Consider the following 26,531-nt stretch of genomic DNA (forward strand, 5'->3'; position numbering starts at 1 on the left):
CCAGTTGGAGCTCTGGCCTGCCCGGGAGGGCGGGTCAGACTCTAGTGTCGTGAACTGAAAGTTTGCTTAAAGAGCCCGCGCTCCTGGTCCGCGCCCGTCAATTGGCCAGCCAGAGTCCCTGGTTCCCGATTTGCCCCACGATATCGATCAACCTCGCGGCTACGGCTGTGACAGCCCGGGTGGGCCCTTTCGATTTCGAATAGGCCAGAGAGACCACGCGGGAAAATGAAGGCTCCACAATACGTGCCGCTTGGAGCTTGCCTTCCTGAACCTCGTTCCACACAGCGTGAATGGGGAGCACCGTGTAGAGACCTTCATCCGCGGAAAGCTGCTTTTGCAGGGGCAACGAATCCGCCTCAATGGCAGGGGTGATCACGATTCTGTGTCGCCGCGCGCCCGCATCCAGGGCAGTGCGCAGTCCGTTGGGGGCTGCCGGCAGAATAAAGGGCAAGCCATCCAGGCTGGCGAAGGCCACTGTGGGTTGTGCGGTCAAGCGATTGCCTTTTGCACCGATCAGATAACTATCAACCGTTGCTAAAGATTCCTCTTGCTCCGGAAGCGTTGGGCCGTAGCGATAGAGGATCGCGAGATCGGTTCGCGCATCGGTCAGCCACTCCTCCACCTGACCACTCGATCCTTCCAGAATTTTCAGATTCACACCAGGGTGCTTGGCACGTACTTCAGCGTATAGCTTGCCGATCAAGATCGTGCCGATAGATGGCAATGTAGCTACTGTGACCGTGCCAACCGGCTCATGGAGGTCGGCGCGGATCTCGTGTTCCAGTGACTGCGCTCGCTCCAACAGTTCTTTGACCTGGGGGAACAGGCGCTGCCCTGCTTCAGACAACTCCACGCCTCGACCTGTTCGGTTGAACAAGCGCGCCCCGCACTCACGCTCCAGTCCATTGACCTGTCGGCTCAGGAACGATTGGCTGCTATCTAGAAAAAGCGCTGCACGCGTCAGGCTGCCCAGTTCACCAATGGCGACGAAGGCTCGCCATTTTTGAAGGTCAGCGGTGATGTCTAGTGCGAAGTCGGACGCTTTTGGCTTATGCATTCGCGGGATTATCCAACCCGCTGGCCCAATCCGTAATAGCCTGAACCATTACATGCGGCTGCTCTGGTACCAGCGCGTGGCTGGCACTAGGGATTTCCCGAGTGGTTGCGATCCGGGTCAAAGAGTCTGCCAGTTCACGTTGAGTGGCTGGTGCGCTCACTCCACGCGTGCGCCGGAATTCTTCACGATGCGTTCCCATTTCGGGATTTCGCTGCGAATCAGTGCGCCGAACTCCTCGGGTGTAGAAGCGGTGGGCTCGATGCCCAATCCAGTGAGCTGTTTCTTCAAGCCAGCATCGGCCATGGCTTTCACGATGGCGCCATTCAGGCGCATCACCACGTCACGTGGTGTGCCTGCCGGCGCCAGCACGCCGAGCCAGTTGGAGACTTCGTATCCCTTCAGTCCGGCTTCTTCCAACGTGGGAACTTGAGAGAGGGCGCCCATGCGTTTGGCCGAAGTGACGCCCAGCGCGTGAACTTTACCGGTTTTGATGAATTCTTCGTACACGGTGTAGGAGTCGAACGTCGCATCAATCCGGCCTGCCAACAGGTCGGTCAGCAGCGGTGAGCTTCCTTTATAGGGAACGTGCTGCATGTCGACACCAGCCATGCTGGCAAACAGGGCACCTGAAAGATGGCTGGAGCTGCCGTTACCAGCCGAGCCGTAGGTGATGGTGCCAGGCTTGGATTTGGCCAATGCGATGAAATCGGCGACGTTGCGGGCCTTGACGGAGGGGCCGACCACTAAAACGCGAGGCGTGATGTGCGTCAAGGCAATAGGCGCGAAATCCTTGACCGGGTCGTAGCGGAGCTTTTGGTAGAGCGAGGCGTTGATGGCGTGCGTTCCCATCGTGGCGAAAAATACGGTGTACCCATCTGCAGGTGCCCGTGCCACCATTTCAGCACCCATGGTGCCGCCGGCGCCGCCACGGTTGTCGATCACAACCTGCTGGCCGAGCTGCTCGCCCATATGCAAGGCAAGGCCACGTGCCATCACATCGGCTGCGCCACCCGCTGGGAACGGAACCACCATGCGCAGCGGCTTGTCTGGAAAAGCGGCAAAAGCGGGGAGGGGGATGGCTGCCGCAGCGGCGAGAGCGATGGCGAGGGCGCGGCGGCCAATTCGGTGAGTCGTAAGCATGAGGTCTCCTGTTTAGGGCGGACTTTATCCTGCCTCTGCCGGTCGAGGCATGCGCTTGAGCGCAAGGCTGGTATTTTGCGTGGCGCCTTGCAGTCTTGCAGAGGATCAACGCAGAATGCGGCACGCTCCATTTTTCCGACCTCCTTCGGCGGCTTCTTCAAGTGATGCACTCAAATCAAACGCCCGGACCGCTGGATGGCTTTGTCGTACTGGACTTGAGCAGGGTTCTGTCGGGGCCGTACTGCACGATGATGCTGTGTGATCTGGGCGCCCGCGTGATCAAGGTGGAACAACCCGGCTCCGGCGACGAAGCCCGCCATTTCCTGCCTATGGCACCGGATGGGAAATCAGCCTACTTCGCGGCCGTCAACCGAGGCAAGGAATCCATCGCGCTGGATCTCAAGTCCCAGGATGACCGCGTCATCTTCGAGCGCTTGCTGGCGCGCGCTGATGTGCTGGTGGAGAACTACCGCCCTGGCGTTCTCGATCGACTCGGCTACGGTTGGGAAAAGCTTAAGCTTCTGCACCCCAGGCTGGTCCTGGCGTCCATTTCCGGCTTCGGCCAGACCGGCCCCTACCGCGACCGTGCGGCGTACGATGTGGTGGTGCAGGCCATGAGCGGCATGATGAGCATCACAGGCCACCCTGGTGGCCCGCCTACGCGTGCCGGCTCGTCCATAGGTGATCTCTCGGCCGCGCTTTTCGCCTGCAATGGAATACAGGCGGCTTTGCTGAGGCGCTCCCGCACCGGAGTGGGCGGACATGTGGACGTTTCCATGTTCGAGGCCCAGATCGCCATGTTGGAGGGCGCCATTCCCCAGCTCTGGTGCACCGGGCAGTCTCCCCAGCCGCTCGGAGCGCGCCATCCGGGGTCGGCACCCTTCGATGCTTTTCGCGCAGCTGACGGACATCTGGTCATTGCCGCAGGATCGGATCATCTATTCGCAAGCTTGGCGGCCGTCCTGGAGCAGCCAGGCCTTTTGCAGGATCCGCGGTTCGCACAACGCGCGCTGAGGGTGGTGAACCATGCGGAACTGAAGCTCGCCATCGAGAGCGCGCTGGCTCGTTCACCCGTGGACCATTGGCTTTCTCGGTTGGACGAGGCTGGCGTGCCAGCGGGGCCGTTGAACGATGTCGCCACCATGATGGCCGATCCTCAAGTGGTCAACCGCGGTGTCTTGCCAGAGATTGACAGCGGTGGCGGCCAACGTGCACCAGTCACCCCCATTCTGATGACCGGCCATGCCTACCCTGATCGTCTGGGGCGCGTACCGGGCTTGGATCAAGACCGCGAAGCGATTCTCCGTTTCGCACAAGACGGCAATGGCCTGCCTGCATAGCAGCTTTGCGCTCGCGCAGGCTGGCAACCATGGCCAGAGTTTCCTAAATTAGCGGGATACAAAGAGGAGCAGACTTTTATGGGTAGCTTGAATGGCGTGCGCGTGCTTGATCTGAGCCGCGTGTTTTCCGGTCCGTGGGCGGCGCAGATGCTGGCCGATTTCGGCGCTGATGTGATCAAGGTGGAACGTCCTGGTCGCGGTGACGACGTACGGCATCAGGGGCTGCGCGTGCGAGACGCCCAGGGCGCTGAAACGCGAGAGACCTCTTCTTTCATCGCGATGAATCGCGGTAAGCGCTCCGTAACGGTGGATATCGCTCAAGTGGCGGGGCAAGCCTTGGTGCGTGAGTTGGCCAAAGACAGCGACATCGTCATCGAAAACTTCAAAGCGGGGGATCTGGTGCGCTATGGGCTGGACTACGCCTCGCTGAAAGAGGTGAATCCGCGTCTGGTGTATTGCTCGATCAGCGGCTTTGGCCAATCTGGGCCCTACAGCCATTTGCCTGGATACGACCCGCTGTTTCAATCCATGAGCGGGCTCATGAGCATTACGGGGCACGCCGATAGCGAGCCGGGTGGAGGCCCTTTGCGTGTGGGCTATTCCGTAGGCGATATCACTGCAGGGTTCTACGCGGTGAGCGCGATCCTGGCTGCGCTCCGTCACCGGGACATGGTCTCCGGGGAAGGTCAGTACATCGATCTGGCCCTGCTGGATGCGCAGGTGGCCGCCATTTCGCATGTGGGCATGATGTACCTGGTATCCGGCCAGCAGCCGCCGCGCCTGGGCAACGTATCTCCCATTACCTGCCCTTGGCAGTCTTTCGACTGCGCCGATGGGCAAATTGTCATCGCGGTGGGCAACGATACCCAGTTTGCTTCGCTTTGCCGCGAGCTAGGGCACCCCGAATGGGCTACGGACGAACGCTTTGCCACCAATCCGGTGCGAGCCAAAAACCGCCAAGTGCTGATTCCGTTGATCTCTGCAGTGTTCCTCACACGCGGCGTGCAAGACTGGAACGAAACCCTGGAGGCCGCCGGCGTGCCCGCCGGGCCCATCAACGGCTTTGCTGAGGTGTTCGCTGATCCCCAGATCCTGCATAGGCAGATGCGTTTCGATATGCCGCACACATCGGCTGGCAGCATTCCGCAGGTGGCCAATCCCGTCAAATTTTCTGCCACCCCGGTGCAATACGACCGTGCTCCGCCGCTGCTTGGCGAGCATACCGAAGAGGTATTGAGAGAGAGGCTGGCCTGTGACGACGAGCGCATTGCCCAGCTGCGGGCCGCGAAAGTTATTTAGCCCCCTGTGGCGCTTACGCGCCTTCCCCCTCGGGGGACGCCACTAGCGACCTGGCAAAGCCAGCTCCGCGGTGGCCCTCGCATGGCTTGCTCCGCAGCCTTTTGATTTTTTGCGGTTTACACGCTAAGGATGGCGCAGAGCGCTAGGGAACAACAACATGGCTGAAAATGAATCCATCGCGATGTTTCGCGATAGTGCGGCGGGCTTTCTAGGGGGCGTGGATCAGCGCCACCGCGTACGTGAGCTAGAAGCTGCGGGCGGCGGGTTTGATCGCGCCGTATGGAGTGAGATCGCGGAACTGGGGTGGCTATCCATTCTGGTGCCTGAGGCTGATGACGGCTTGGGTCTGGGAGTGCCTGAACTTGTCGCCATTACCGAAGAGGCTGGCCGGCATCTGTTGCCGGAGCCACTGGTGGATGCCGGTGTGCATCCCATCGCCTTGCTGGCACGTTTGCCTGCAGGCGGCTTGCGTGATCGTTTGCTTGCTGATTTGCAATCTGGTGGCCTTGTGACGGGCGTGGCCTGGCAAGAGGGCGCTGGTGTATTGGATCCTGGTGAAAGCAACACTGCGGCCAGCGTGCAGGGCGATCAAGTGGTGCTCAAGGGACGCAAGGCGTTTGTGCGTCCTGGTATGGGGGCGGACGGCTGGATCGTATCTGCACAGTCTGAATCGTCTTTCGTCCTGTGCTGGGTGGCTGTGGGTGCTCCGGGGCTGCGGGTGGAAAATGATTGTGGTGTGGATGGTGGTGCCATTGCTACGCTGCATTTCGACAGTGCCGAGGGGCAGTTGATCGCGCAGGGCGAAGCCGTATTGAACGCGCTTTCGCAAGCCAACGAAATTGCACGCATTGCCCAAAGTGCCGAACTGGTGGGTATTGCGCGCCGCAGCCTGGAGTTGACACGGGATTACCTCAATACGCGGGTGCAGTTCGGAAAACCCATTGGCAGCTTTCAGGCCTTGCAGCATCGTTCGGTCGACGGCTTGATCCAGGTCGAGCTGGCCACGGCATGCCTGCGTGAAGGGGTGGCGGCGCTCACCGAGGCTAACCTTTCGGCCACTGCCAGCCGCATCAAGGCGCGCTGCGCATACGCCGCCACTGAGATGACGCGCATGGCCATACAGATGCATGGCGCCATCGGTACCACCAACGAATACGATGTAGGTTTGTATTTCAAGCGAGCCATGGCACTGGCCAGTCGCTGGGGAAATCCTGCGGCGCATCGCCGCCGCTGGCAGAAATTGACAGAACCCGCCGCTTTCCACGCGCTTGCAGCAGCTCCAAACGCCGCACCTGATTTTTCGCCTGATCAGGATTGGCAAGCCATGCCGGAGGGGGAGTTCCGTACCTTGGTGCGCGCGCTCTTCGCGGCGCATTACCCCGAAGAGCGCAGACACCTGCCGTATCGGCAGACCTGGGCGGAAAGCCGGGATTGGTACATGACGCTGTCGCGCCTGGGATGGTTGGCGCCTGCGTGGCCCAAGCAATACGGCGGCTTGGGTCTTCCGGCCGACAAGCTCATCGCCTATATTGAGGAGACCGAGGCCTGGGGTGTGGCGCGCTCGCCTGATCAAGGTCTGGTGATGATAGGGCCCATTCTGATGCGCTTCGGCTCCGACGAGCAGCGCCAGCGTTTCCTGCCCAAGGTGCTGGCAGGCGAGCACGTCTGGACGCAAGGCTATTCCGAGCCCAATGCAGGCTCCGATCTTGCCGCCGTCCGCACGGAGGCCGTGTTGGATGGGGATCATTTCGTAGTCAACGGCCAGAAGACCTGGACCACCTACGGCAGCGATGGCACTCACATGTTCATGCTGGTGCGCTCAGACAAAACCGTGAAGAAGCAGGCGGGCATCAGCTTCCTGCTGGTGGATCTGAAGTCGCCCGGCATTACCGTACGACCCATCCGCAATCTCGCCGGCGAGCAGGAATTCTGCGAGGTCTTCTTTGATGACGTTCGGGTGCCGCGTGAAAACCTGGTGGGAGAGCTGAATCAGGGCTGGACCGTGGCCAAGGCCTTGCTGGGGTTCGAGCGTCTGTTCACCGGAAGTCCCAAGCATTCGCAGCACACCCTCCATCAAGTGGAAATGCTGGCTGCGCAGCGTGGGTTGCTGGACGACGCGGCTTTCGCGGCTCGCTTGGCAGAACTGCAGTTGGATACGGCCGATCTCGGCGCCGCCTACGCCGGGTTTGCGGAAATTGCCAAACGGGGAGAGCCGATTCCGCCAACGATCTCCATGCTGAAGATATGGTCGACAGAAACCTACGAGCGCCTGGCACTCTTGCTGATCGAGTCAGCGCAGGACTATGGCGCGTTTCGAGACCATTGCCGTACCGGTGAGATTGATCTGCATGTGGTGTCGCCGCTATTTAACGCCATGAACGCCAAGATCTTTGCCGGTAGCAATGAAATCCAGCGAAACATTCTGGCCAAGACCGTGCTGGAACTTCCCGCCTGAGTTCATGAACACGTTCTTCAAGGATCGAACATGTTGATTTTGCAAACTCCCGCTGATTTTCTTGATCACATCGGCCAGAAACTTGGTACCAGCGACTGGTTCACCATCGAGCAGCGCCACCTCGATGGCTTCGCCGAAGTGACCGGAGACGACTTCTGGATTCACGTGGACACGGAGCGGGCGGCGCGTGAGATGCCGCAAGGAAAAACCATCGCGCATGGCTTGTTCGTGCTGGCTCTGGTGCCTCGTTTGCAGCGCCAGATATTCCGTGTGGAACGCCGGGGCAAGGGCCTTAACTACGGCTCCGACCGTGTGCGCTACACCGCACCGGTTCCCGTAGGTTCGCGTGTGCGCCTGCATCAGAGCCTGCACGCCGCTGAGCGCGTAGGCGCAGGTACGCGCATCACCACCGCGTGTGAGTTCGAGATCGAAGGCCAGCAGCGCCCCGCTGTGGTCGCTCAGTTCATCTTGCTGCTGCAAGACGAGTGAGCATTTCCCATTTTTTAGTTTTTATCGCGTCAATAAGGAGACTTCAAATGAAAAAACGTTCCCTGCTCATCATCGCTTCGGCCTTGCTGGCCGGCACCGCCATGCCCACAATGGCGCAGTCCAACTGGCCCGCCAAACCCATCCGCATCGTCGTGCCCTATCCGCCCGGAGGGCCTGTGGACCAGATCGCACGCGCCATTCAACAGCGCCTGGGTGAGGTGCTGGGGCAAAGCATTCTGGTGGATAACCGCTCCGGGGCCAGTGGCATCATTGGTATGGACGCAGCTATCAAGGCCGATCCGGATGGCTACACCTTCGGCTTTGGTGTGCCTGGTGGCATTACCGTTTTGCCGCATTTGCAAAAGATGCCTTACGACGTTAACGAAATCAACTACGTTTCGCTGGTCGCGCGCGTGCCACAGGTCATCACGGTGGGGCCTCAGGTTCCAGTGAACACCCTTAAGGAGTTGATCGCTCTGGGCAAAAAGGACGCAGGCAAGCTTAACTACGGGTCCGCAGGAAATGCAACTACGCCGCATCTTGGCGCTGCGCTGTTCGCCCAGGAGGCCGGCATCAATATGGTGCACATCGCATATAAAGGTGCTGCCCCGGCGGTAACCGGCTTGCTCGGCGGCGAAGTGCAGGTGCTGGCGGCTGACCTTCCCGCAGTGCGCGCCTTTACCGCGCGCGGCGTGAAGATTCTTGCTGTTTCCAGCGCACGCCGTTCTGAGTTGCTTCCAGACGTGCCCAGCACCGGAGAACTTGGCTTGCCAGAAGTGGTGGCGGAGTCGAACTACGGCATCATCGCGCCCAAAGGCCTGCCAGCACCTATCTTCGAGAAAATGCGCCAGGCACTCGTGACCACTCTCGCCACACCCGATGTGAAAAGCCGTCTGGCCGGTCTGGGCGCTGTCGCCATCAGCACCACTCCGGATGAGTATCGCAAGCTGATGCAATCCGAGTCTGCCCGTTGGGGTGCGCTGGTCAAAAAAGCCGGTATCAAACTTGACTGACCATCGCCACGGGCAACTGAATGTTGCCGTTCTGGACGACTACCAGCAACTGGCGGTAGATCTTCCAGTGTGGAATGCCTTACCCGAGAGGGTACGGGTGCAGGCATTCGCCACGCCCGCCGCCGATGAGGACGAGTTGGTGCGGCGCCTGGAGCCTTTTCAGGTGGTCGTTGCCATGCGCGAGCGCACCGCGTTTCCTGCACGCGTAATCGAGCGCTTACCCCAACTGCGGCTGCTGGCCAGCACGGGCTTGCGCAATGCTTCGATTGATCTCGAAGCCTGCAAGCGCCAAGGTGTCTTGGTCAGCGGATCCCGTGGAGCACGCAACGGGCGTACCAGCACGTCTGAGACAGCCTTGGCACTGATCCTCGCGCTAGCCAAGCAGATCGTGCCATCCCATCAGGCCTTGCTTGAGGGGCGTTGGCAGCCCAGGCTAGCGTCCAGCGTGGCCGGTCGTGTGCTGGGCCTTGCCGGCCTGGGAAATATTGGTGCACAGATGGCGCAACTCGGCCGCGCCTTAGGCATGGAAGTCATCGCGTGGAGCCCCAATCTCACGGCAGATCGAGCCGCCGAGCATGGCGCCCGCGCAGTGAGCTGTGATGAGCTGTTTCAGCAGTCAGACGTACTTTCCTTGCATCTGGTGCTCAGCGAACGCACGGCTGGACTTGTTTCAGCGGCCAGGCTGGCGCAAATGAAGCGTGAGGCCGTGCTCATCAATACGTCGCGCGCTGGGCTCGTCCAGGAGGAGGCACTTCTAGACGCCTTGCGTGAGCGGCGCATTGCTGGCGCGGGGCTGGATGTTTTCTGGCAGGAGCCGCTTCCAGCTTCGCATCCGCTGCTGAAAATGGAAAACGTCGTCCTGACGCCGCACCTGGGATATGCCACCTTGGAAAATTTCACCGCCTTCTATGCGGGGGTGGTGGAGAATATTCTTGCGTGGATTGAAGGGCGGCCAGTGTTGGCCCTGCAAACGTCCTGAATGCCATGCCCCTGCAGCGCATACCAGTATTGCGGGAACGGTTCATGACTTGCCAGCACCGCTCCCTCTAGACTGCAATCCAATCCTGAGGCTCCTTGCAGAAGGTGGCCCAGGTACTTCATAGAAAACCGAGACACTAGCCATGAATGACCTGACCCAACTCCAAGTCCAGATAGAAGACTTCGTCGCCACTCTTACGCTGAATTCACCGCCAGTCAATGCGCTGACGCGTGTGCTGAACGATGAACTCACGCTCGCTTTGGATCGCATCTCCGAGATGGATGAAGTGCGTGCCGTTGTTCTCACTGGCGCCGGAAAAGTGTTCTGTGCCGGCGCGGATCTCAAAGGCCGCAAGGATGTGATCAAAGGCCCTGGCGATCTGCCAGCGCACTCCCGTCGTACGCGCGAGTGCTTTCATGCCATCCGGGAATGCGCGAAGCCGGTGATTGTCGCCATTAATGGCGCGGCTCTTGGTTCGGGCCTTGCCATGGCCGCGTCCAGCGATATTTTGGTGGCTTCAGAGAAAGCTACGCTGGGGATGCCGGAAGTTGACGTGGGCTTGCTGGGCGGTGGCAGGCATGCCATGCGCCTTTTCAGTCATTCACGGCTGCGCTTCATGGCGCTCACTGGCACGCGCATGGGCGGTGAGGAGCTTTACCGCCTGGGGATCGTCGAAGCCTGTGTACCTCCTGAAGAGTTGATGCCCAAAGCGTATTCAATCGCTCGCACCATTGCTTCCAAGAGCCCCGTGGCTACCCGGATGTTCAAGCACACGCTGAACGTGATTGAGGACATGAGCCTGCGCGATGGCTATCGCTACGAGCAGGATATGACCGCCCAGATCGCCAAGACGGATGATGCCAAGGAAGCGCAAGCCGCGTTCGCCGAAAAACGCCCCCCCGTGTTCACTGGACGTTGATTCTTTCTCTTCATCATCGGATTCTTATGCCTCGCATTCCACTATTCCCTGCTGAAGAGATGAGCGACGCCCAGCGTGCGGTGCTCGACAAGATCGTTTCCGGCCCTCGCGGGAAAATCCAAGGCCCGCTGCGCGCGGCTTTGCACAATGCCGAACTCGCCGAGAAGTGGCAGGCCATCGGTGCCATCCTGCGCTATGAGACATCCTTGCCTCCGCGCTTGTCAGAGCTCGCCATCCTGGTCACAGGCCGCGCGTGCCATTCGCCGTTCGAATGGTATGCCCACCGCATCGAAGCCGAAAAAGCAGGTATCGAGCTGGCCATTCTTGAAGCACTTCTGGCACAGCAAGAGCCTCCTGGCATGTCGCAAGATGACGCCGTCATCTGGAAGTACGCCACTGAACTGAATCGTCACAAATCCGTTTCTGACGCCACGTACCAAGCTGTAGTGGAGCGCTTTGGAGTCCGTGCGGTGGTAGAGCTGACAGCGCTCGTCGGCTACTACACCTTGGTGGCCATGACGCTCAATTGCCACGAAATTCCCTTGCCCGAAGGCGTGGCCCCAGCCTTTGCGCTGCCGCAGGAAGGGGAGCTGACATGACGACTGAGGAGCCCAGTTTGGGCGGCTGGGATTGCCACGCTCATCTGTTCGGGCCTTACGAGCGCTTCCCGCTTGCGGCCGATCGGAGCTACACCCCTCCAGAGGCCATGGAACCGCAATACATGGCCTTGTTGCGCCGCCTGGGTCTGCGCCATGGCGTGCTCGTGCACCCAAGTGCGTATGGAGATGATCACTCTCTGCTGCTTCATGCGCTGGCTGCACAGCCAACGTTGCGCGGTGTGGTGGTGGTGCGACCTGGCAGCCCGCTCCCGCTGAAGGGTTTGCGTGACCGCGGCGTGCGCGGGGCTCGTTTCAGTCATCGCAGCGGCGCTGGCACCAATTTTTCGGGCAGCGCCTCGCTGGCCGATCTGCATGCACTGACCCCGGCACTGATGGATGCCGGCTTGCATGCCGAACTCTGGACCGATTGCAAGGCGCTTCCAGACATCGCAGACGACGTCCGCAAGCTGCCCATGCCTGTGGTAATTGATCATATGGGCGGTTTCGATGTCAAGGCCGGGCCTGATGAGCCGGGCTTTCGCGTGCTTTTGGAGCTGCTGGAAACCGGGCGCGTCTGGGTGAAGCTGTGCGCTTACCGCAACCTCTTGCAGGAGCCCGATTGGGAGGCGGGGCGTGTGTTCCAGAAGAAAATGGTCGAAGCCAACCCCGAACGGCTGCTGTGGGGCAGCGATTGGCCGCATCTGCGCGTCACGCCCACGCCGGATCCAGTGAAACTGCTGGACATGTTCATGGATTGGAGCGGAAGCGACGCCGTCGTGAAGCAGGTTCTAACCCTTAATCCTGAGCGCCTTTATTCCTAAGCCCAGACTTTTAGCCCTGGCCCTCAAGCCGCAAAGCTGCTATGCCGGCTATACCCTTGCTGCTAACCCTGTGCTCCGAAAGAATTGAACAATGATGAACGATCCCAAGCAGGCCGCTGGCTCCACGAACAAAGATCGCTTTCAACTGGTTGACGGAGAAGCGCTGGACACCGAAACTGCCTATCGGCTGCTGGTGGGGTGCGTGGTGCCGCGGCCAATTGCCTGGATCACCACAGTCGATGAGCAAGGGCGCGTGAACGCAGCGCCTTTCAGCTCCTTCAACTATGTCGCGACCAGCCCGCCTATGCTGGCGGTCAACATTGCTCTGCGGCCCGGTAGCGGGAACGTCAAAGATACATCCCGCAATATCGCCCTTACACGCGAATTTGTCGTGAACATCGCCACTGAAGACCAGATGGACGTCATGCATCGCACGGCTCAGGAGTTTGGACCTGAAGTGAGCGAAACGGAAGCGCTGGGCATTGATTTGCTGCCCAGCAAACACGTGCGTGCACCACGCATCGCGAATTCCCCGGTGCAGATGGAATGCAAGCTCGACCAGATAGTGACACTCGGGCGTGGCATCAACACGCTCTACATTGGCGAGGTGGTGGCCTTCCATCTGGCAGACCGTGTTTATGACGGCCACCGCGTGAATTCCGAAGCTATGCGGCCTGTGGCCCGCTTGGGCGGTCCTTTCTATGCTGGTTTAGGGGAAATTTTTCATCGCCCCATGCTGCAAAAACCACCGGGCGGAGAGGGCTGGGCCCCCATTAGTTCACAGAGCAACCCGTCATCCTGATTCGCACGCCGGAATCGGTCATAACTTTAATATTGGAGACACCGTGGCCCATTTGCTAATCAAGTCCTTCGCTCGCCGCGCCTTGCTGCTGTCAGCAGTCTTTGCCGCGGTCCCTTTTGCACAAGCGCAGAGCGCCTGGCCGGCTCGGCCTGTCACGCTAGTTCATCCCTACGCGGCTGGGGGCCCGGCCGATGGGATGGCGCGAGCCTTGGGGCAGCAACTATCGAAGCGGCTTAACCAGAGCTTTATCGTAGAAGCCAAGGCAGGCGGGGCGGCCACCATTGGCACAGGCTTTGTGGCACGTGCCAAACCTGATGGCTACACCTTGTTGATCAGCACTTCAGCCGGTCATGTGGTGACGCCACTGATGCAGCGCATTCCCTACGACGGCATTGGAGACTTCTCCTTTATAGCTATTGTGGTGAGTCAACCCAACGTCCTCGTGGCTCACCCTTCGCTTCCCGTGAACGATCTGCAAGGCCTGATCACCTACGCGCGCCAGCATCCAGGAACGCTGAACTACGCTTCCGCAGGCACGGGGGGCGCGACCCATCTCGGTGCGGAAGCATTTGCGCAGGCCGCGCAGATCCGAATGACGCATGTCCCTTATTCCGGTGCGGCTCCAGCCCTCAAAGATCTGCTGGGCGGTCAGGTGCAACTGGGCATGCTTAACTTTGCCGCAGTGAAGCCCTTTATCGATGATGGCCGAATGAAGGCCTTGGCTTACGGCGGTGCCAAGCGAAGCCCACAACTACCACAGGTGCCCACTATGGCAGAGCTCGGGTACGGCAATACGGCTACCGCCACTTGGTATAGCTTGGCTGCGCCCAAGGGAACGCCGCCAGAAGTGATTGAAACTTTGCGCAAGACTTTCGAAAGCGTGAGTGCCGATCCCGAATGGCAGAAGGTGCTGACCACCCAAGGGGCTGAACAACTGCAGCTTTCACCGGCAGAAACCACGGCTTTCGTCCAGAAAGACAAGCAAGCCATGCAGCAACTACTCGGCACCCTGGGTTTGTTGGGGGATAAGTAATCCCTTACGCCGAATTTCAACACTGTCTTTCGTATTTCTCCAAGACTCCCTTTTTCCTATGAGCACCCAAACTGGCCCCCTGTCCCACGTCAAGGTCCTTGACCTCAGCCGCATTCTGGCCGCCCCCTGGGCGGGTCAAATCCTGGCTGATCTGGGCGCCGAAGTCATCAAGGTAGAACGTCCCGGAGCAGGCGACGACACCCGAAGCTGGGGTCCTCCCTTTCTGAAGGATGCTGAGGGCAAACCCACCAAGGAGGCGGGCTACTACCTGGCCGTTAACCGTGGCAAGCGCTCCATCACCGTGAGCCTGGAGAAGCCTGAAGGCCAGCAGATCATCAAGGAGCTGGCCAAACGCGCCGATATCGTTCTTGAAAATTACAAGGCGGGCACCTTGGAGCGCTACGGGCTGGACGAAGCTTCACTGCGCCAAATCAATCCTCGCTTGATCTATTGCTCGGTGACCGGCTTTGGTCAGACTGGCCCACGTCGCGATCAACCCGCCTATGATTTTCTCATTCAAGCCATGGGCGGTCTTATGAGCGTGACCGGTGAGAAAGACGGCAAACCGGGTGGCGGGCCGCAGAAGGTAGGCGTGCCCATCGTGGATCTGATGACCGGCATGTACACAGCGGTTTCTGTATTGGCGGCGCTTGCGCGGCGCAATGAAACCGGTGTGGGGGGCTACATTGACATCGCCATGCTGGATGTTCAAGTGGCCACGCTGGCCAACCAGGCCATGAACTATCTCGTGAGTGGAAAGGTGCCCCGCCGAAATGGCAACGCGCATCCAAATATCCAGCCGCAAGACGTGTATGCCTGCGCAGATGGTGATGTGATCCTGGTCGTAGGTAACGATGGCCAATTTGCTCGCTTGTGCAAGGTTTTTGGAAGAACCGAATGGGTGGAGGATGAGCGCTTCGCCACCAATGCACAGCGCGTGCGCAACATAGGTGAATTGTCCGAGCTGCTGCGCGCTGAGTTCGCCCAGTGGACCCGCGAGAAACTGATCACCGCACTGGACACGGTTGGTGTACCGTGTGGCCCGATCAACAACGTGGCTGAAGTCTTTGAGGAGCCTCAAGTGGTGGAGAGGCAGATGCTGCGTCACGTGCCGCATCCATCTGGCGTAGATGTACCTTTGGTGGCCAGCCCCATGCGCTTCGAAGGCGATCCGCTACCGATCCGGTCGGCGCCTCCGCTTCTGGGTGAACATAGCGAGGATATTCTCGCGGAGCTGGGTTATGCACCCGCTGATATAGAGGCGCTGCGCGCTTCGGAGGTCATCTGATGAACGGTAAGCTGCAACTCCATTGGTCCCCCAGGTCACCCTATGTGCGCAAGGTGATGATCTGTGCACACGAGCTCAATCTATTGCCGCAGCTGGAGCTGATTCGCTCCGTGGCTGCCATGCTCAAGCCCAATCCGGACATCATGGTGGCGAACCCGCTCTCCAAGATCCCCACCCTGGTTCGCCCGGATGGTTCGGTGTTGTTCGATTCAGTGGTCATCTGTGAATATCTGAACGATCTCGCTGGGGGCCCGCTGTTCCCGCTGGAAGGGGAAAGCCGCTGGCAGTCCCTGCGCTGGCATGCATTTGGAGACGGTCTGCTGGATGCCTTGATCCTTTGGCGCAACGAACGCGAGCGCGAACAGCCCTTGCAGACTTTGATGGACGCCTTCGAATTGAAATCTCGCGCTTCGCTGCGCCAGCTGGATACCGAAGCACCTGCGCTTGAAGCGGCCCCGATTTCAATGGGCAGCATCACCGTGGCATGTGCATTGGGCTACATGGACTATCGCTTCGAAAATTTCGGCTGGCGTGCCCAAGCCCCGAATCTCGCCAAGTGGTACGCCAAGTTCTCCGAGCGCCCCTCTTTGAAAGCCACAGAACCGATTGACGGTTGATTTTCAGGCGCTCTTGCCCAGCCCTGCTGAGCAGAGCTCCTCCCAGCAAAAAGGGTCACGACTTGTCGTGACCCTTTTTATTTGGCGTTACCGGAATGCTTTTCGAAGTCGAATGCGTCCAGCATCCACCAAGACTTTATGTATCAAGTTTGATACCGCGATCCTTGATGATCGTTTTCCATGTTTCTATCTCTTTGGTCAGGAAAGCTTCGAATTCCTTGGGTGTGGTGCCTCGGGCGCGGATGCCCTCCATGGCCAGCTTGGGGGCCAGGCCGGGGGCATTGACGGCCTCAACGATCGCTTTGTTCAATCGCTCGACGATCGGAGCAGGCGTGTTGGCCGGGGCGGCGAATGCCCACCATCCTTCGATGTCGTAGGTGGGGTAACCGGATTCAGCGATGGTGGGGTAGTCTTTGAATGCGGGAGAGCGCTCTGCGCTCGTGATGGCGAGTACCCGCACCCGGTCAGACTTCAGTGCAGATGCCGCCCCGGAGTACGTGCCGAATGTGTAATCCAGCTGCCCTCCGATCAAGTCGGTAATGACAGGAGCCGTACCTTTGTAGGGCACGTGCAGCATCTTGATGTCTGCTACCGACTGGAGCATTTCCCCCATGAGGTGAGCAGTTCCTCCAGTTCCGGAAGATCCGAACGTGTACTGCCCAGGTTTTTCCTTTGCCAGTCGCACTAGGTCTTTGACGTTCTTGGCCGGTGCATCCTTGCGCGCGAGCAGTAGGAGGGGGGCGCTCGCCGCCAAAGTAATGGGAGTGAAGCTTTTGACGGAGTCGTAGGGAAGGTTGGCTACCAAGCTGGCATTGATGGCGTGAGCCGGGGGCATCTGGAGCAAGGTGTAGCCGTCGGGTTTGGACGTTGCCACGGCGTTTGTACCGATCAACGTATTACCCCCCGCCCGGTTCTCCACAATGACTGACTGCTTCAAGGATTTCGTCATCTGATCGGCGATGGCCCGTGCCAGCACGTCGTTGATCGCGCCTGGTGGGTAGGGCACCACGATCTTGATAGTCCGGTTAGGAAACTCCTCGGCGTGCACGCCTGCAGAAATGGCCGCAAGTCCGCCTGCAAACGCTCGAAGAATGGTTCGACGAGACGCTGAGGCTGAATCGCCCTCTCGCTTGATCATGTAACTGTCTCCCGGGTAGTTGTTAATTCAGTGTAGTAATCCGAGTAAGCTTTCAGTAAGCCCCTCTGCGGCACTTCTGCTTTGCACATCGGCGCAAGGCTCATGCACTAGGTTCCCGTCGGCGCTGGTACATACCAGGCCCGCAGTCTTTGATTGAAACTTGGACGGCACCGGAAACAGGAAATGAAACTCAGATTTTTGGGGCGACTCGAACGACGCCTGGCGTTGCAATTGCAGGTGCTCTAGCCACTCTTCGCAAGGCCTTGTCGCCCCATGTTCCGGGGAGACCGATAATTCGCTCCCATGACCGAACCAATCGCATCTCCGATCTTCAATTCCGTGGACGTCGTCATCATGGCGGCCGGCAAGGGCACGCGCATGAAAAGCCGCCTACCCAAGGTGCTTCATCGGCTGGCAGGGAGGCCTCTGCTGGGCCATGTACTCCAGGCCGCCGAGCGGTTGGGTGCCAGAGGGGCCACGTTGGTCGTCGGCCACGGGGCCGCGGAAGTGGAGGCATTTTGCGCGGCAGGCTCCAGGTTGAATGGGAGCGAACCGCTTCAAATGCCACTCCAGTTTGTGCGGCAGGAACCCCAACTAGGCACCGGGCACGCGGTTCAACAGGCCGCTCCACTGCTGCCTGACGATGGCGTCACCCTGATTCTCAACGGCGATGTTCCCTTGGTGGAGCCTGCCACGTTGCGTCAGTTGGTGGCTCAATGCGGCGGCCAGAAGATTGCGCTGCTGACGGTTGACACGGGAGAAGACGCGGGCGCTTATGGCCGCATCGTGCGTGCAGCTTCGGGCGCGGCCGACGCCCCTGTGGAAGCCATTGTCGAAGCCCGCGACGCCACTCCCACCCAGCGCAGCATCACCGAGTGGTACAGCGGCGTCATGGCAGCGCCCACCGCGCTGTTGAAACAATACTTGGCGCTCCTGCGTGACGACAACGCTCAAAAGGAGTTCTACCTGACTGATGTCGTCAAGCACGCGGTGGCGCACGGCACGCCGGTAGTGGCCTTGAAGATCGATGACGAAATGGAGGTAGCCGGCGTCAACAGCCCCGTGCAATTGGCTGAGCTGGAGCGAGGGGTACAAAGGCGCGCCGCCACCCGTTTAATGGAAGCTGGTGTTCGCCTGTTAGATCCGGCCCGGTTTGATTTGCGCGGCACGCTCGATTGCGGGCAAGACGTCGAGATTGACGTTGGCTGCATTTTTGAAGGTGCGGTGTCACTGGCAGATGGTGTGAAGATCGGCGCGCATTGCGTGATCGCGAATGCCCGCATTGATGCTGGCGCCGTGATCCATCCCTTTACCCACATCGACGGTGGTCGGGAGGGCGCCACGGTGGGCGCCGGTGCCCTGATCGGTCCTTACGCCCGCCTGCGCCCCGGCGCTCAATTAGGCCCTGAGGTGCACATCGGAAATTTCGTGGAGGTCAAGAACTCCACCCTCGCCGCGGGCGCCAAGGCTAATCACCTGGCCTACCTGGGCGATGCCACCGTGGGTGAACGTGTGAACTATGGCGCCGGCAGCATCACCGCCAACTATGACGGCGCCAACAAACACCGTACTGTGATCGAGGCCGATGTCCACGTGGGCAGCAACTGTGTGCTGGTAGCCCCGGTGACCATTGGCGCTGGTGCCACCATAGGAGGCGGCTCCACCATTACCAAGAACGTCCCTGAAGGCGCCCTGAGCGTCGCACGAGGCAAGCAGACAACCCTTGGCAATTGGGAACGACCCAAAAAGGCCTCGTAGGACTCCTGAAGTCCTGGGGCTTCAGGAATTCAAGGCTTCAAGGCTTCAAGGCTCTGGGGGTTAGTGCGATCCTTTCACCTCTTCGGCGCGGGTTTTTTTACTCCCTCTCCCTTTGGGAGAGGGTGGGGGTGAGGGCAAGCGGCGGTAGATTTATTCACAACGCTTGATAGCTGCCTTCTTCTCTTGTCTTCAGATCGAAGACCGGACCCGGCGCCCAGAAACGCCAAATTTGAAACCCAGATCAGACCAGCCCTTACCCGGTGGCCACACCTCCCTCACTGATAGTCGAACCAAACCTTAGTTGCATCCTCTTCCAGCGAAAGACGCATCCCGATCTCAAACCTGTCTGCTCTATACCAACCCAGTAGAAACTGAAGAGGCTTGCCCTGGGAGTCAAACAGCACGCGGTGGATCTTCCACACCGGCGCGCCTTCGGTAATACCCAGATGCTGCGCCGCCCCCGAAGGAGCAGGGATGCACGTGAATCGCTGCTCCGCAGACGCGATGCGGGTGCCGCTTGCCTCCAGGATCTGTACCAAAGCCTTGCGCTCCAATTCAGCTCGGGTGAGCGGATGGCCTATGGCCACGGGCAGATAGGTTTCGGTATAGGTGAGCGGCGCCGTATCGTCCGATCTGAGGCGGGCAATGTGTATGACCTCCGTGCCTGCCGGCACCTGCAGCGATGTCGCCACGGAAGCGCTTGCCCCAACGCGCCCAAAGTACAGCACCTTGCGGTGGTCGCGGCGACCGCGGTCTAGAAATTTGTCCACATGCTCGCGCAGTAGCCGGCGTCGCGCTGCCATGTCAGGGCCCCCCGTGGCTTGGGTGCCGCGGCGTTGCTGGCGCTTGATCAGCCCCGCATCTTCCAGCGCACGCAAAGCACTGCGCACAGTGACGCGCGCCACAGAAAATTCCGTAGCCAACGCTCGCTCGCCCGGCAAGCCTTGCGCATAGTCCCCCCGCTGGATGCGTTGAGCCAGGGCATGTTCGACATGGCGGTACTTGAGCGTTGCGGACATAAGGCGAGTAGTTTCGGCCGGAATGGTGGGGGAATTCTGGTCTTATGACGATAGGACCAGTGGTCTTATTGTGTGTCAGCCTTGGGTTATGGACACTGCAGCCCTGAACTTAAAAATAATCAGGAGACCTCGATGAACATGAACCGCCGCCAATGGCTACATGCAGGTGCGTGCAGCAGCTTGGGCCTTGCCTGGCCTCATATGGCTTCCGCTCAGAGTGAATTCCCCAGTCGGCCCATCACGTTTGTAGTGCCCTTTACAGCCGGGGGTGGTGGTGACATGGTGGCGCGCCTGATGGCCAAGCATCTCGGGGAACGCCTGAAGACTGCCGTGGTGGTTGAAAACAAGGCTGGGGCAGGGGGCACCATAGGCAGTGCTCACGTATTACGTTCCCCGCCCGATGGCTACACCTTGCTCAATATGTCGAGCAGCTATGCCATGCAGGCCGCCACGACGAACGTGCCCTTTGATCCAGTGCGGGATGTCCAGCCTCTTGTGATGGTTTCGCGCGATCCCGGCGTGATCCTGGTCAATGCCAACTCCAAACTGCGTAACGGCAAAGACCTCTACCAAGCCGCCAAGCAAAACCCCGGTCGTTTGACTTATGGCTCCGCCGGGATTGGCACGATTGCCCACCTTGGCATGGAGGCCCTGGCCTTCCACATGGGCGTGCAGATGCAGCACGTTCCCTATAAAGGCTCTTCACAAGCCTTCAATGATCTCTTGTCAGGCTCCATCGATCTGATGCTCACGACCTCCACTTATGGCGCGAGTTTCGTCAAATCGGGCCGTGTCCATGCGCTGGGCATTTGCGGCTCTGAGCGCACCGATGTGCTGCCCCAGGTGCCCACCTTCGTGGAGCAAGGGTGGCCAGATTACGTGCTCTACGACTGGAAAGCCATTGCCGGGCCAGCCGGCATACCGCCTCAGGTCGTGCAAACCCTCAATAAGGCCATGAACGATGTGCTGGCGCTGGACGCCGTGAAAGAAAAATTCCGTGCCGACGGTGTGGCCATCGTGGGCGGTTCCCCAGACGTGCTGGCCAAGACATTGCGTGACGAGATCGGTGCGTGGAAAGCACTGGTCAAACGTGCCAACGTGGTGGTGCAATGAGCATGAAGCTCATCCATGCTCAGTTGCGTGCTGAGTTGCGTGCGGGCGCAGGCATGCTGATGCCTGGCGCCGGCAACGCACTGGCGGCGCGTTTCATTGAACGGGCGGGTTTTCGTTCGCTCATGGTCAGTGGCGCGGCGGTGGCCAATTCGTACCTGGGCATGCCCGATATCGGGCTGGTGTCTGTGACCGAGTTGGCTCAGCACGTGGCGGCCGTTCGTGAGGCCGTGAGTCTTCCCATCCTCGCCGATGCAGACACCGGTTTTGGCAACGCGTTGAACACTCGCCGCACGGTGCAATTGCTGGAACGCGCTGGCGCCAACGCCATCATGCTGGAAGACCAAACTTATCCCAAGCGATGCGGTCACTTCGATGGGAAGGGCGTGGTGCCCACGCAGGAAATGGTGTCCAAGATCAAGGCGGCGGTCGACGCGCGTGAAGATGATGGACTGATGATCCTCGCCCGCACCGACGCGCGTGCCGTGGAGGGCTTTGAGGCAGCGCTGGATCGAGCACGTGCCTATCAAGCGGCAGGTGCTGATTTCCTGTTTGTTGAAGCTCCCTTGACGAGAGAGGAGCTGCTTGCCATCCCCCGGGAAGTGCCTGGTATTCATATGTGCAACATGGTGATCGGTGGCAAGACACCGTTGCTGCCACGCGAGGAATTGGCAAGTGCGGGATACGCTGCCATTTGCTACGCCAACGCCGCGCTGCAAGCGTCCATGCTCGCCATGGAGCGCGTACTGGGGCACTTGCATCAACATGGCTCCATTGAGGGGGCGGAAGATCAACTCATGATGTTTGCTGAGCGTCAGCAAGTGTTGGATGGCGCCGGATTCAAGGCGCTGGAACAGAGGTATGCATGAGCATGAAAGCACCCGCGCCACCCCGCACCTTCCTGGATAAGGTATGGGCTGAGCACCGTATTCTTTCGTTATCGCCTGATGCAGATCTGCTTCAGATCGACAGGCTGGTATTGCATGAACTCTCGGGTAGCCAGGTCATGCGTGCGCTGGCTGAGAGCGGGCGGACCCCCATGGCGCGTGAGCAAGTGCTCACCGTGATCGAGCACCTGATCTCCACCCGCCCAGGTCGTGGGCCGATCGAATCGCCATCCAAGAGCGGGCCCATCATGATAGAGACCACGCGCCAGGCCTCGCGAGACTGGGGGCTGCATTTCTTCGACTACGACCATCCGCTTCAAGGCATTGCTCATGTGGTGGCACCCGAGCAAGGTATTGTTTTTCCGGGGGCTACGCTGGTTTGTTGCGACAGCCACACCAGCACGGTAGGAGGCATTGGTGCCTTGGCCTGGGGTATAGGCGCCAGTGAAGCCGAACACGTGTTGGCCACTCAGACACTCGCGCAGACCCGCCCGCGCCGTATGCGGGTGAACTTCAACGGCGCGATAGGCGAGGGCGTATATGCCAAAGACCTTATCCTGGCGCTGATTGGCAAGCTGGGGGCGCAGGGCGGCATCGGCTACGCGGTGGAGTACGCGGGCTCGGCTGTGGCCAGCCTGCCGGTAGAGGGCCGGCTTACGCTGTGCAATATGTCAGTGGAGTTCTCGGCCAAGTACGGCTTTGTGCCGGCTGATGACACCACCTTCGAATATCTGGTGGGGCGCCGGTTCGCGCCGCGCGGTGCCGCGTGGGATCAGGCGGTGGCTCATTGGCGCCGTCTGCGCACCGACGAAGGAGCGGAGTTCGACAAAGAGGTGGATATTGACTGCCGAAGCCTTACGCCGCAGATCACCTGGGGCGTCAGCCCGCAGCAGGTGTTGTCGGTAAGAGATGTGGTGCCTGACCCCGCAACTGCGCCAGATGCAGAGTCCCGCGCACTGGCTGAGCGAGCCATCAGGTACATGCGCCTCACACCCGGAGCGCCTCTTATGGGCACCGCCATTGATGCGGCCTACATCGGCTCCTGCACGAACGCACGTTTATCTGACTTACGAGCCGCAGCGCGCTTGCTGCGTGGGCGACGTGTCAAACAGGGCATACAAGCCGTGTGTGTACCGGGCTCCACGCCGGTCAAGCACGCAGCGGAGGCTGAAGGCCTTGATCGCGTATTCATGGAGGCCGGGTTTGAATGGCGAGAAGCCGCTTGTGGCTTCTGCGCCAACATGGGGGATTCGCGCTTTGCGGACCAACGCATCATCAGCACCACTAATCGCAATTTCGAAGACCGCCAAGGCCCTGCCACGCGTACCCATTTGGCCAGCCCCGCCACCGTGGCCGCTTCTGCCATCGCTGGCTGCATCGCCGATCCCCGCCTTCTCACGGGCACTGACTGAAGAACCACCATGGAAGCCTTCCGCCAAGTGAGCGGCATAGCCGCACCGCTGCTGCACATCAATATCGATACCGATCAGATCATTCCGGCGCTTTTCCTGGGTGGCACTGACGCTAAAGGATATGGCGCGAACCTGTTCCATCACTGGCGCTTTCTGCCTGATGGTTCGCCCAATACAGACTTCGTGCTTAACCAAGCTCCTTACAACCATGCCCAGGTACTGCTGGCGGACCGCAATTTTGGATGCGGTTCTTCGCGCGAGCGAGCGCCCAAGGCTCTGCGCGAGTTTGGATTTCGTGCCGTTATTGCGCCATCGTTCGGCGGAATTTTCTACAACAACTGCTTTCGCAACGGCATGGTGCCGGTGGAGTTGCCCATAGAGCACGTGCGCACCATCGCGGAAGAAGTCGAGTCCAGCCAGGGCATGGGCCGCGTCACGGTGGACCTGGAGCGGCAGTGTGTGGAGTCACCCACCGGGAGGGTTTGGTCGTTTACTGCGCCCCAGGCCTTACGAGCCATGCTGCTCGAAGGAATGGATGAGATCGCGCTCACGCTCCAGCGCCTGCCAGAAATAGAGGAATTTCGCGCTGCGGACCGAGAGCTTAGGCCGTGGGCCTACGCCATGTCTGCATCAGACTGTTGATCAGGCACGGTGATGTATTAACCGTTCGCCCTGAGCTTGTCGAAGGGCTTAGACCCTTTTCAGGGCGAACGGAATTCAAATTTCATGCGGCCGTATCAACAACTAGGACCTGCCAGCTTGCGCTGGTAAGGTCCCGCGACACTTCAAGCGGAGAGGCTCTCCCAGCGCTCCATGGCACCCAAGAGCTCTTCGTCGATAGCCGCATCGCGTGCTTGCATCGCCATGGCCTTTTCCAGATCCGTTTGATAGAGGGTGCCGTCGGCTAAAGCCGCGCGCAAGTTATTCTGCTCGGCCTCCAGCGCTTGAATCTGTCCCGGCAGGGTGTCGAGCTCGCGCTGGTCCTTGTAGGAAAGCTTCTTTTTTAACGCCGTGCTGGTAGCTCCCGGCATTGGCGCCGCAGCGGGAGCCGCAATGGCTGGAGTGGCTTGGTCCACATCGGCGGCTTGTAGCGCTCGCCAGCGCGCACTCTGCGTCAACCAATCTTGCACACCGCCTTCATACTCACGCCAGAGGCCGGGGCCTTCCCAAGCCAGCGTACTCGTGGCCACGTTGTCGAGAAAAGCCCGGTCGTGGCTGACCAGGAACACGGTGCCTTCGTAGGCCTGCAGCAACTCCTCAAGAAGTTCCAGCGTGTCGATATCCAGGTCGTTGGTGGGCTCATCGAGCACCAGCACATTGGCTGGGCGGGCGAACAAACGTGCCAGAAGCAAGCGGTTGCGCTCCCCACCCGAAAGGCTGCGCACCGGAGATGCTGCGCGTGCCGGGCTGAACAGAAAATCTCCCAGGTAGCTTTTCACATGCTGGCGACGGGCCCCAATCTCGATCCATTCACTTCCAGGGCTGATGAAATCTGCCAACGTAGCGTCCAGATCCAGCGCATCGCGCATTTGATCGAAATAGGCCACTTGCAGATTAGCGCCGAGCTTGATGCTGCCGCTATCCGCCGCCAGTTGGCCGAGAACGAGTTTCAGCAGCGTTGTCTTGCCCGCCCCGTTAGGACCAATGAGGCCAATCTTGTCGCCACGCAGCACCGTGGTGGTGAGGCCCTGCACGATCAGCTTGTCGCCAAAAGCCAGGGAAACATCTTCCAGATCGGCCACTAGCTTGCCCTGGTAGCCATTCACACCCGCTGAATCGACATCCATACGCACCCGGCCGACGGCATCGCGCCGGGCCGAACGCTGAGCGCGCAGGCCTTGCAATCGGTTGATGCGGCCTTGGGCACGCGTGCGGCGCGCCTCCACACCTTTGCGGATCCAGATCTCCTCCTGGGCCAGCAGCTTGTCAGCGCGCGCGTTGATGGTTGCTTCTTGCGCCGCCTGCTCTTCCTTGGTAATTTGGTAGGTGGCGAAATTGCCAGGGTACGAGCGCAGATGTCCACGGTCCAGCTCCACAATGCGGGTAGCCACGCTATCTAAAAAGGCGCGATCGTGGGTAATAGTCACCAGGCTTCCGTTGAAATCCTTCAGCAGCTCTTCTAACCAGTGAATGGCGTCAAGATCCAGATGGTTCGTGGGCTCATCGAGCAGCAGCACTTCTGGTCTCTTGACCAGGGCTTGGGCCAGCGCCACACGCTTTTTGGTTCCCCCTGAGAGCGTGCCAATCACGCTCTCGGGTGACAAGCGCAGCCGATGAAGCGTTTCTTCCACACGTTGTTCCCAAGTCCATCCATCCTGGGCTTCAATCTGGGCTTGCATGGAATCCAGGTCACCAGTGCCCATACAGTAAGCATCAATCAGCGCGCGTACTGGGGCCAGGCTAGACGCCACCGTATCGAACACGGTGGCGTCGGGATCAAGAGAGGGTTCCTGGGCTACAAAAGCCACCCGCAAATCCAGGCGCTTTTGCAAGGTGCCATCGTCAGGGCGTTCCATGCCGGCCAGAATGCGCAGCATGGAGGATTTGCCTGCGCCATTGCGGCCAATCAGACCGACACGCTCATTCTCCTCAAGAGAGAAGTCCGCATGGTCTAGTAGCGGTACGTGACCGAAGGCGAGTTGAGCGTCGAGCAAAGTAAGCAGGGCCATCTGTATAGAGATCAGGAAGAAGCAGGAAGGAAAGGTGCCGAGTCTGACAGGTCCTTCTGTCAATTATTTTTAGGCGGGTATGTGAGGGCCCGCCAAACGGTGCTATAGTCGCTCTCCTCCCCTGATGACTGCAAGCAGTTTGAAGCGGGGGCGAAGCAGAAGGTGCTGAGAAGCGCAGTTTGCGGTGGGTTGAGTTGGAGATGTTTTGGCTTTTAGTTGAAACGCGAAGACAAAGACCCCGGTTGTTGCAAGGTTATAAAATACTGTGCCATAATCGAGGGCTTCGCTGATAACAACTAAGTTGTTCGGTGAGGTGGCAAGGAGGTTAACAAGTTAACTGAATTGCTGGTGGGTTTAGGTGGTTTTGAGTTTTCGGACTCAGCTGCAAAAAACCCCAGAGTTTGACAGGTCTTTAAAATCTGTGCGATAATTCAAGGCTTCGCTGATCGCAGCGAGTCAGGCAGAAAACGACAAGTTTGCTACTGGGTTCATTAAAAATATACAGCCGATAAGCGTGAGCGTTTGGTGGGTTAATTGCCAAGTCTTTTAGACTATCAAACGCTCATGAGAATAGAAGTGAAGTTCACTTCAATTCCTTTTTTATGAGTAACTCGAAAGAGTATAAATTTATCAAGATCGAACTGTAGAGTTTGATCCTGGCTCAGATTGAACGCTGGCGGAATGCTT

General features: G+C 59.5%; 23 protein-coding genes. 18 read left to right on the forward strand and 5 right to left on the reverse strand.

Going from position 1 to position 26,531, the window contains the following annotated elements:
- Nucleotides 1–97: 97 nt before the first annotated feature.
- Both G518_RS0117100 and G518_RS0117105 read right to left on the reverse strand, forming a co-directional pair.
- Nucleotides 98–1,057 carry a LysR family transcriptional regulator gene (locus G518_RS0117100; protein ID WP_028603605.1) on the reverse strand — a complete coding sequence of 320 codons (960 nt, stop codon included), beginning with the start codon at nucleotides 1,055–1,057 and terminating at the stop codon, nucleotides 98–100.
- 156 nt (nucleotides 1,058–1,213) lie between these two features.
- On the reverse strand, nucleotides 1,214–2,197 hold the full coding sequence (locus G518_RS0117105; RefSeq protein WP_028603606.1) for a Bug family tripartite tricarboxylate transporter substrate binding protein: 984 nt from the start codon (nucleotides 2,195–2,197) through the stop codon (nucleotides 1,214–1,216).
- Nucleotides 2,198–2,361: 164 nt separating this feature from the next.
- Between G518_RS0117105 and G518_RS0117110 the strand changes: the two genes are divergently transcribed.
- The 13 genes from G518_RS0117110 to G518_RS0117170 all read left to right on the forward strand — a co-directional run bounded on the left by G518_RS0117110 (nucleotide 2,362) and on the right by G518_RS0117170 (nucleotide 15,851).
- Nucleotides 2,362–3,537, forward strand: a complete 1,176-nt coding sequence (locus tag G518_RS0117110) for a CaiB/BaiF CoA transferase family protein (RefSeq protein ID WP_028603607.1) — start codon at nucleotides 2,362–2,364, stop codon at nucleotides 3,535–3,537.
- Nucleotides 3,538–3,615: 78 nt separating this feature from the next.
- Nucleotides 3,616–4,836: a CaiB/BaiF CoA transferase family protein gene (locus G518_RS0117115; RefSeq protein WP_028603608.1), complete on the forward strand. Its 1,221-nt coding sequence runs from the start codon at nucleotides 3,616–3,618 to the stop codon at nucleotides 4,834–4,836.
- Between the two features lie 157 nt (nucleotides 4,837–4,993).
- Entirely contained in the window at nucleotides 4,994–7,291 is a 2,298-nt protein-coding gene (locus G518_RS0117120) for an acyl-CoA dehydrogenase family protein (protein ID WP_028603609.1), read from the forward strand.
- A gap of 30 nt (nucleotides 7,292–7,321) precedes the next feature.
- A complete protein-coding gene (locus G518_RS0117125) occupies nucleotides 7,322–7,780 on the forward strand; it encodes a MaoC family dehydratase (protein ID WP_028603610.1) in 459 nt (152 codons plus the stop codon).
- A gap of 47 nt (nucleotides 7,781–7,827) precedes the next feature.
- On the forward strand, nucleotides 7,828–8,793 hold the full coding sequence (locus tag G518_RS0117130; protein ID WP_028603611.1) for a Bug family tripartite tricarboxylate transporter substrate binding protein: 966 nt from the start codon (nucleotides 7,828–7,830) through the stop codon (nucleotides 8,791–8,793).
- Nucleotides 8,786–9,772 carry a D-2-hydroxyacid dehydrogenase family protein gene (locus G518_RS0117135; RefSeq protein ID WP_211231728.1) on the forward strand — a complete coding sequence of 329 codons (987 nt, stop codon included), beginning with the start codon at nucleotides 8,786–8,788 and terminating at the stop codon, nucleotides 9,770–9,772. Before G518_RS0117130 ends, G518_RS0117135 begins: the two co-directional genes overlap by 8 nt.
- A gap of 142 nt (nucleotides 9,773–9,914) precedes the next feature.
- Complete coding sequence (locus tag G518_RS0117140; protein ID WP_028603613.1) at nucleotides 9,915–10,691, forward strand: enoyl-CoA hydratase/isomerase family protein; 777 nt, start codon at nucleotides 9,915–9,917, stop codon at nucleotides 10,689–10,691.
- A 59-nt stretch (nucleotides 10,692–10,750) separates the two neighbouring features.
- Entirely contained in the window at nucleotides 10,751–11,290 is a 540-nt protein-coding gene (locus G518_RS35580; RefSeq protein WP_245597989.1) for a carboxymuconolactone decarboxylase family protein, read from the forward strand.
- Nucleotides 11,287–12,111: an amidohydrolase family protein gene (locus G518_RS0117150; RefSeq protein WP_028603614.1), complete on the forward strand. Its 825-nt coding sequence runs from the start codon at nucleotides 11,287–11,289 to the stop codon at nucleotides 12,109–12,111. The genes G518_RS35580 and G518_RS0117150 overlap by 4 nt, the downstream gene beginning before the upstream one ends.
- Before the next feature lie 94 nt (nucleotides 12,112–12,205).
- On the forward strand, nucleotides 12,206–12,913 hold the full coding sequence (locus G518_RS35585; RefSeq protein WP_051236897.1) for a flavin reductase family protein: 708 nt from the start codon (nucleotides 12,206–12,208) through the stop codon (nucleotides 12,911–12,913).
- A 43-nt stretch (nucleotides 12,914–12,956) separates the two neighbouring features.
- Entirely contained in the window at nucleotides 12,957–13,946 is a 990-nt protein-coding gene (locus G518_RS0117160) for a Bug family tripartite tricarboxylate transporter substrate binding protein (protein ID WP_245597990.1), read from the forward strand.
- A gap of 58 nt (nucleotides 13,947–14,004) precedes the next feature.
- Nucleotides 14,005–15,234, forward strand: a complete 1,230-nt coding sequence (locus G518_RS0117165) for a CaiB/BaiF CoA transferase family protein (protein WP_028603616.1) — start codon at nucleotides 14,005–14,007, stop codon at nucleotides 15,232–15,234.
- Nucleotides 15,234–15,851, forward strand: a complete 618-nt coding sequence (locus G518_RS0117170; protein ID WP_084651919.1) for a glutathione S-transferase family protein — start codon at nucleotides 15,234–15,236, stop codon at nucleotides 15,849–15,851. Before G518_RS0117165 ends, G518_RS0117170 begins: the two co-directional genes overlap by 1 nt.
- Nucleotides 15,852–15,987: 136 nt before the next feature.
- Here the strand turns inward: G518_RS0117170 and G518_RS0117175 are convergent, their stop codons facing one another.
- Nucleotides 15,988–16,989, reverse strand: coding sequence for a Bug family tripartite tricarboxylate transporter substrate binding protein (locus G518_RS0117175; RefSeq protein ID WP_036595069.1), 1,002 nt, complete (start codon nucleotides 16,987–16,989; stop codon nucleotides 15,988–15,990).
- Between the two features lie 303 nt (nucleotides 16,990–17,292).
- Between G518_RS0117175 and glmU the strand changes: the two genes are divergently transcribed.
- A complete protein-coding gene (gene glmU / locus G518_RS0117180) occupies nucleotides 17,293–18,747 on the forward strand; it encodes a bifunctional UDP-N-acetylglucosamine diphosphorylase/glucosamine-1-phosphate N-acetyltransferase GlmU (RefSeq protein WP_051236899.1) in 1,455 nt (484 codons plus the stop codon).
- Nucleotides 18,748–19,022: 275 nt separating this feature from the next.
- Here glmU and G518_RS0117185 read toward each other — a convergent pair whose 3' ends face one another.
- Nucleotides 19,023–19,766, reverse strand: coding sequence for a GntR family transcriptional regulator (locus G518_RS0117185; RefSeq protein WP_028603620.1), 744 nt, complete (start codon nucleotides 19,764–19,766; stop codon nucleotides 19,023–19,025).
- A gap of 132 nt (nucleotides 19,767–19,898) precedes the next feature.
- Between G518_RS0117185 and G518_RS35590 the strand changes: the two genes are divergently transcribed.
- The 4 genes from G518_RS35590 to leuD are packed head-to-tail and all read left to right on the forward strand — an operon-like array spanning nucleotide 19,899 to nucleotide 23,817.
- On the forward strand, nucleotides 19,899–20,879 hold the full coding sequence (locus G518_RS35590; RefSeq protein ID WP_051236902.1) for a Bug family tripartite tricarboxylate transporter substrate binding protein: 981 nt from the start codon (nucleotides 19,899–19,901) through the stop codon (nucleotides 20,877–20,879).
- Complete coding sequence (locus tag G518_RS0117195) at nucleotides 20,876–21,745, forward strand: isocitrate lyase/phosphoenolpyruvate mutase family protein (protein ID WP_028603621.1); 870 nt, start codon at nucleotides 20,876–20,878, stop codon at nucleotides 21,743–21,745. Before G518_RS35590 ends, G518_RS0117195 begins: the two co-directional genes overlap by 4 nt.
- Nucleotides 21,742–23,175: a 3-isopropylmalate dehydratase large subunit gene (locus tag G518_RS0117200; RefSeq protein ID WP_245597991.1), complete on the forward strand. Its 1,434-nt coding sequence runs from the start codon at nucleotides 21,742–21,744 to the stop codon at nucleotides 23,173–23,175. The genes G518_RS0117195 and G518_RS0117200 overlap by 4 nt, the downstream gene beginning before the upstream one ends.
- Nucleotides 23,176–23,184: 9 nt before the next feature.
- Entirely contained in the window at nucleotides 23,185–23,817 is a 633-nt protein-coding gene (gene leuD, locus G518_RS0117205) for a 3-isopropylmalate dehydratase small subunit (RefSeq protein ID WP_028603623.1), read from the forward strand.
- Nucleotides 23,818–23,960: 143 nt separating this feature from the next.
- Here the strand turns inward: leuD and G518_RS0117210 are convergent, their stop codons facing one another.
- Nucleotides 23,961–25,844, reverse strand: a complete 1,884-nt coding sequence (locus G518_RS0117210) for an ATP-binding cassette domain-containing protein (protein WP_028603624.1) — start codon at nucleotides 25,842–25,844, stop codon at nucleotides 23,961–23,963.
- Nucleotides 25,845–26,531 lie beyond the last annotated feature (687 nt).

Origin of the sequence: Ottowia thiooxydans DSM 14619, assembly GCF_000422885.1 — a bacterium.
GTDB classification, from domain to species: domain Bacteria; phylum Pseudomonadota; class Gammaproteobacteria; order Burkholderiales; family Burkholderiaceae_C; genus Ottowia; species Ottowia thiooxydans.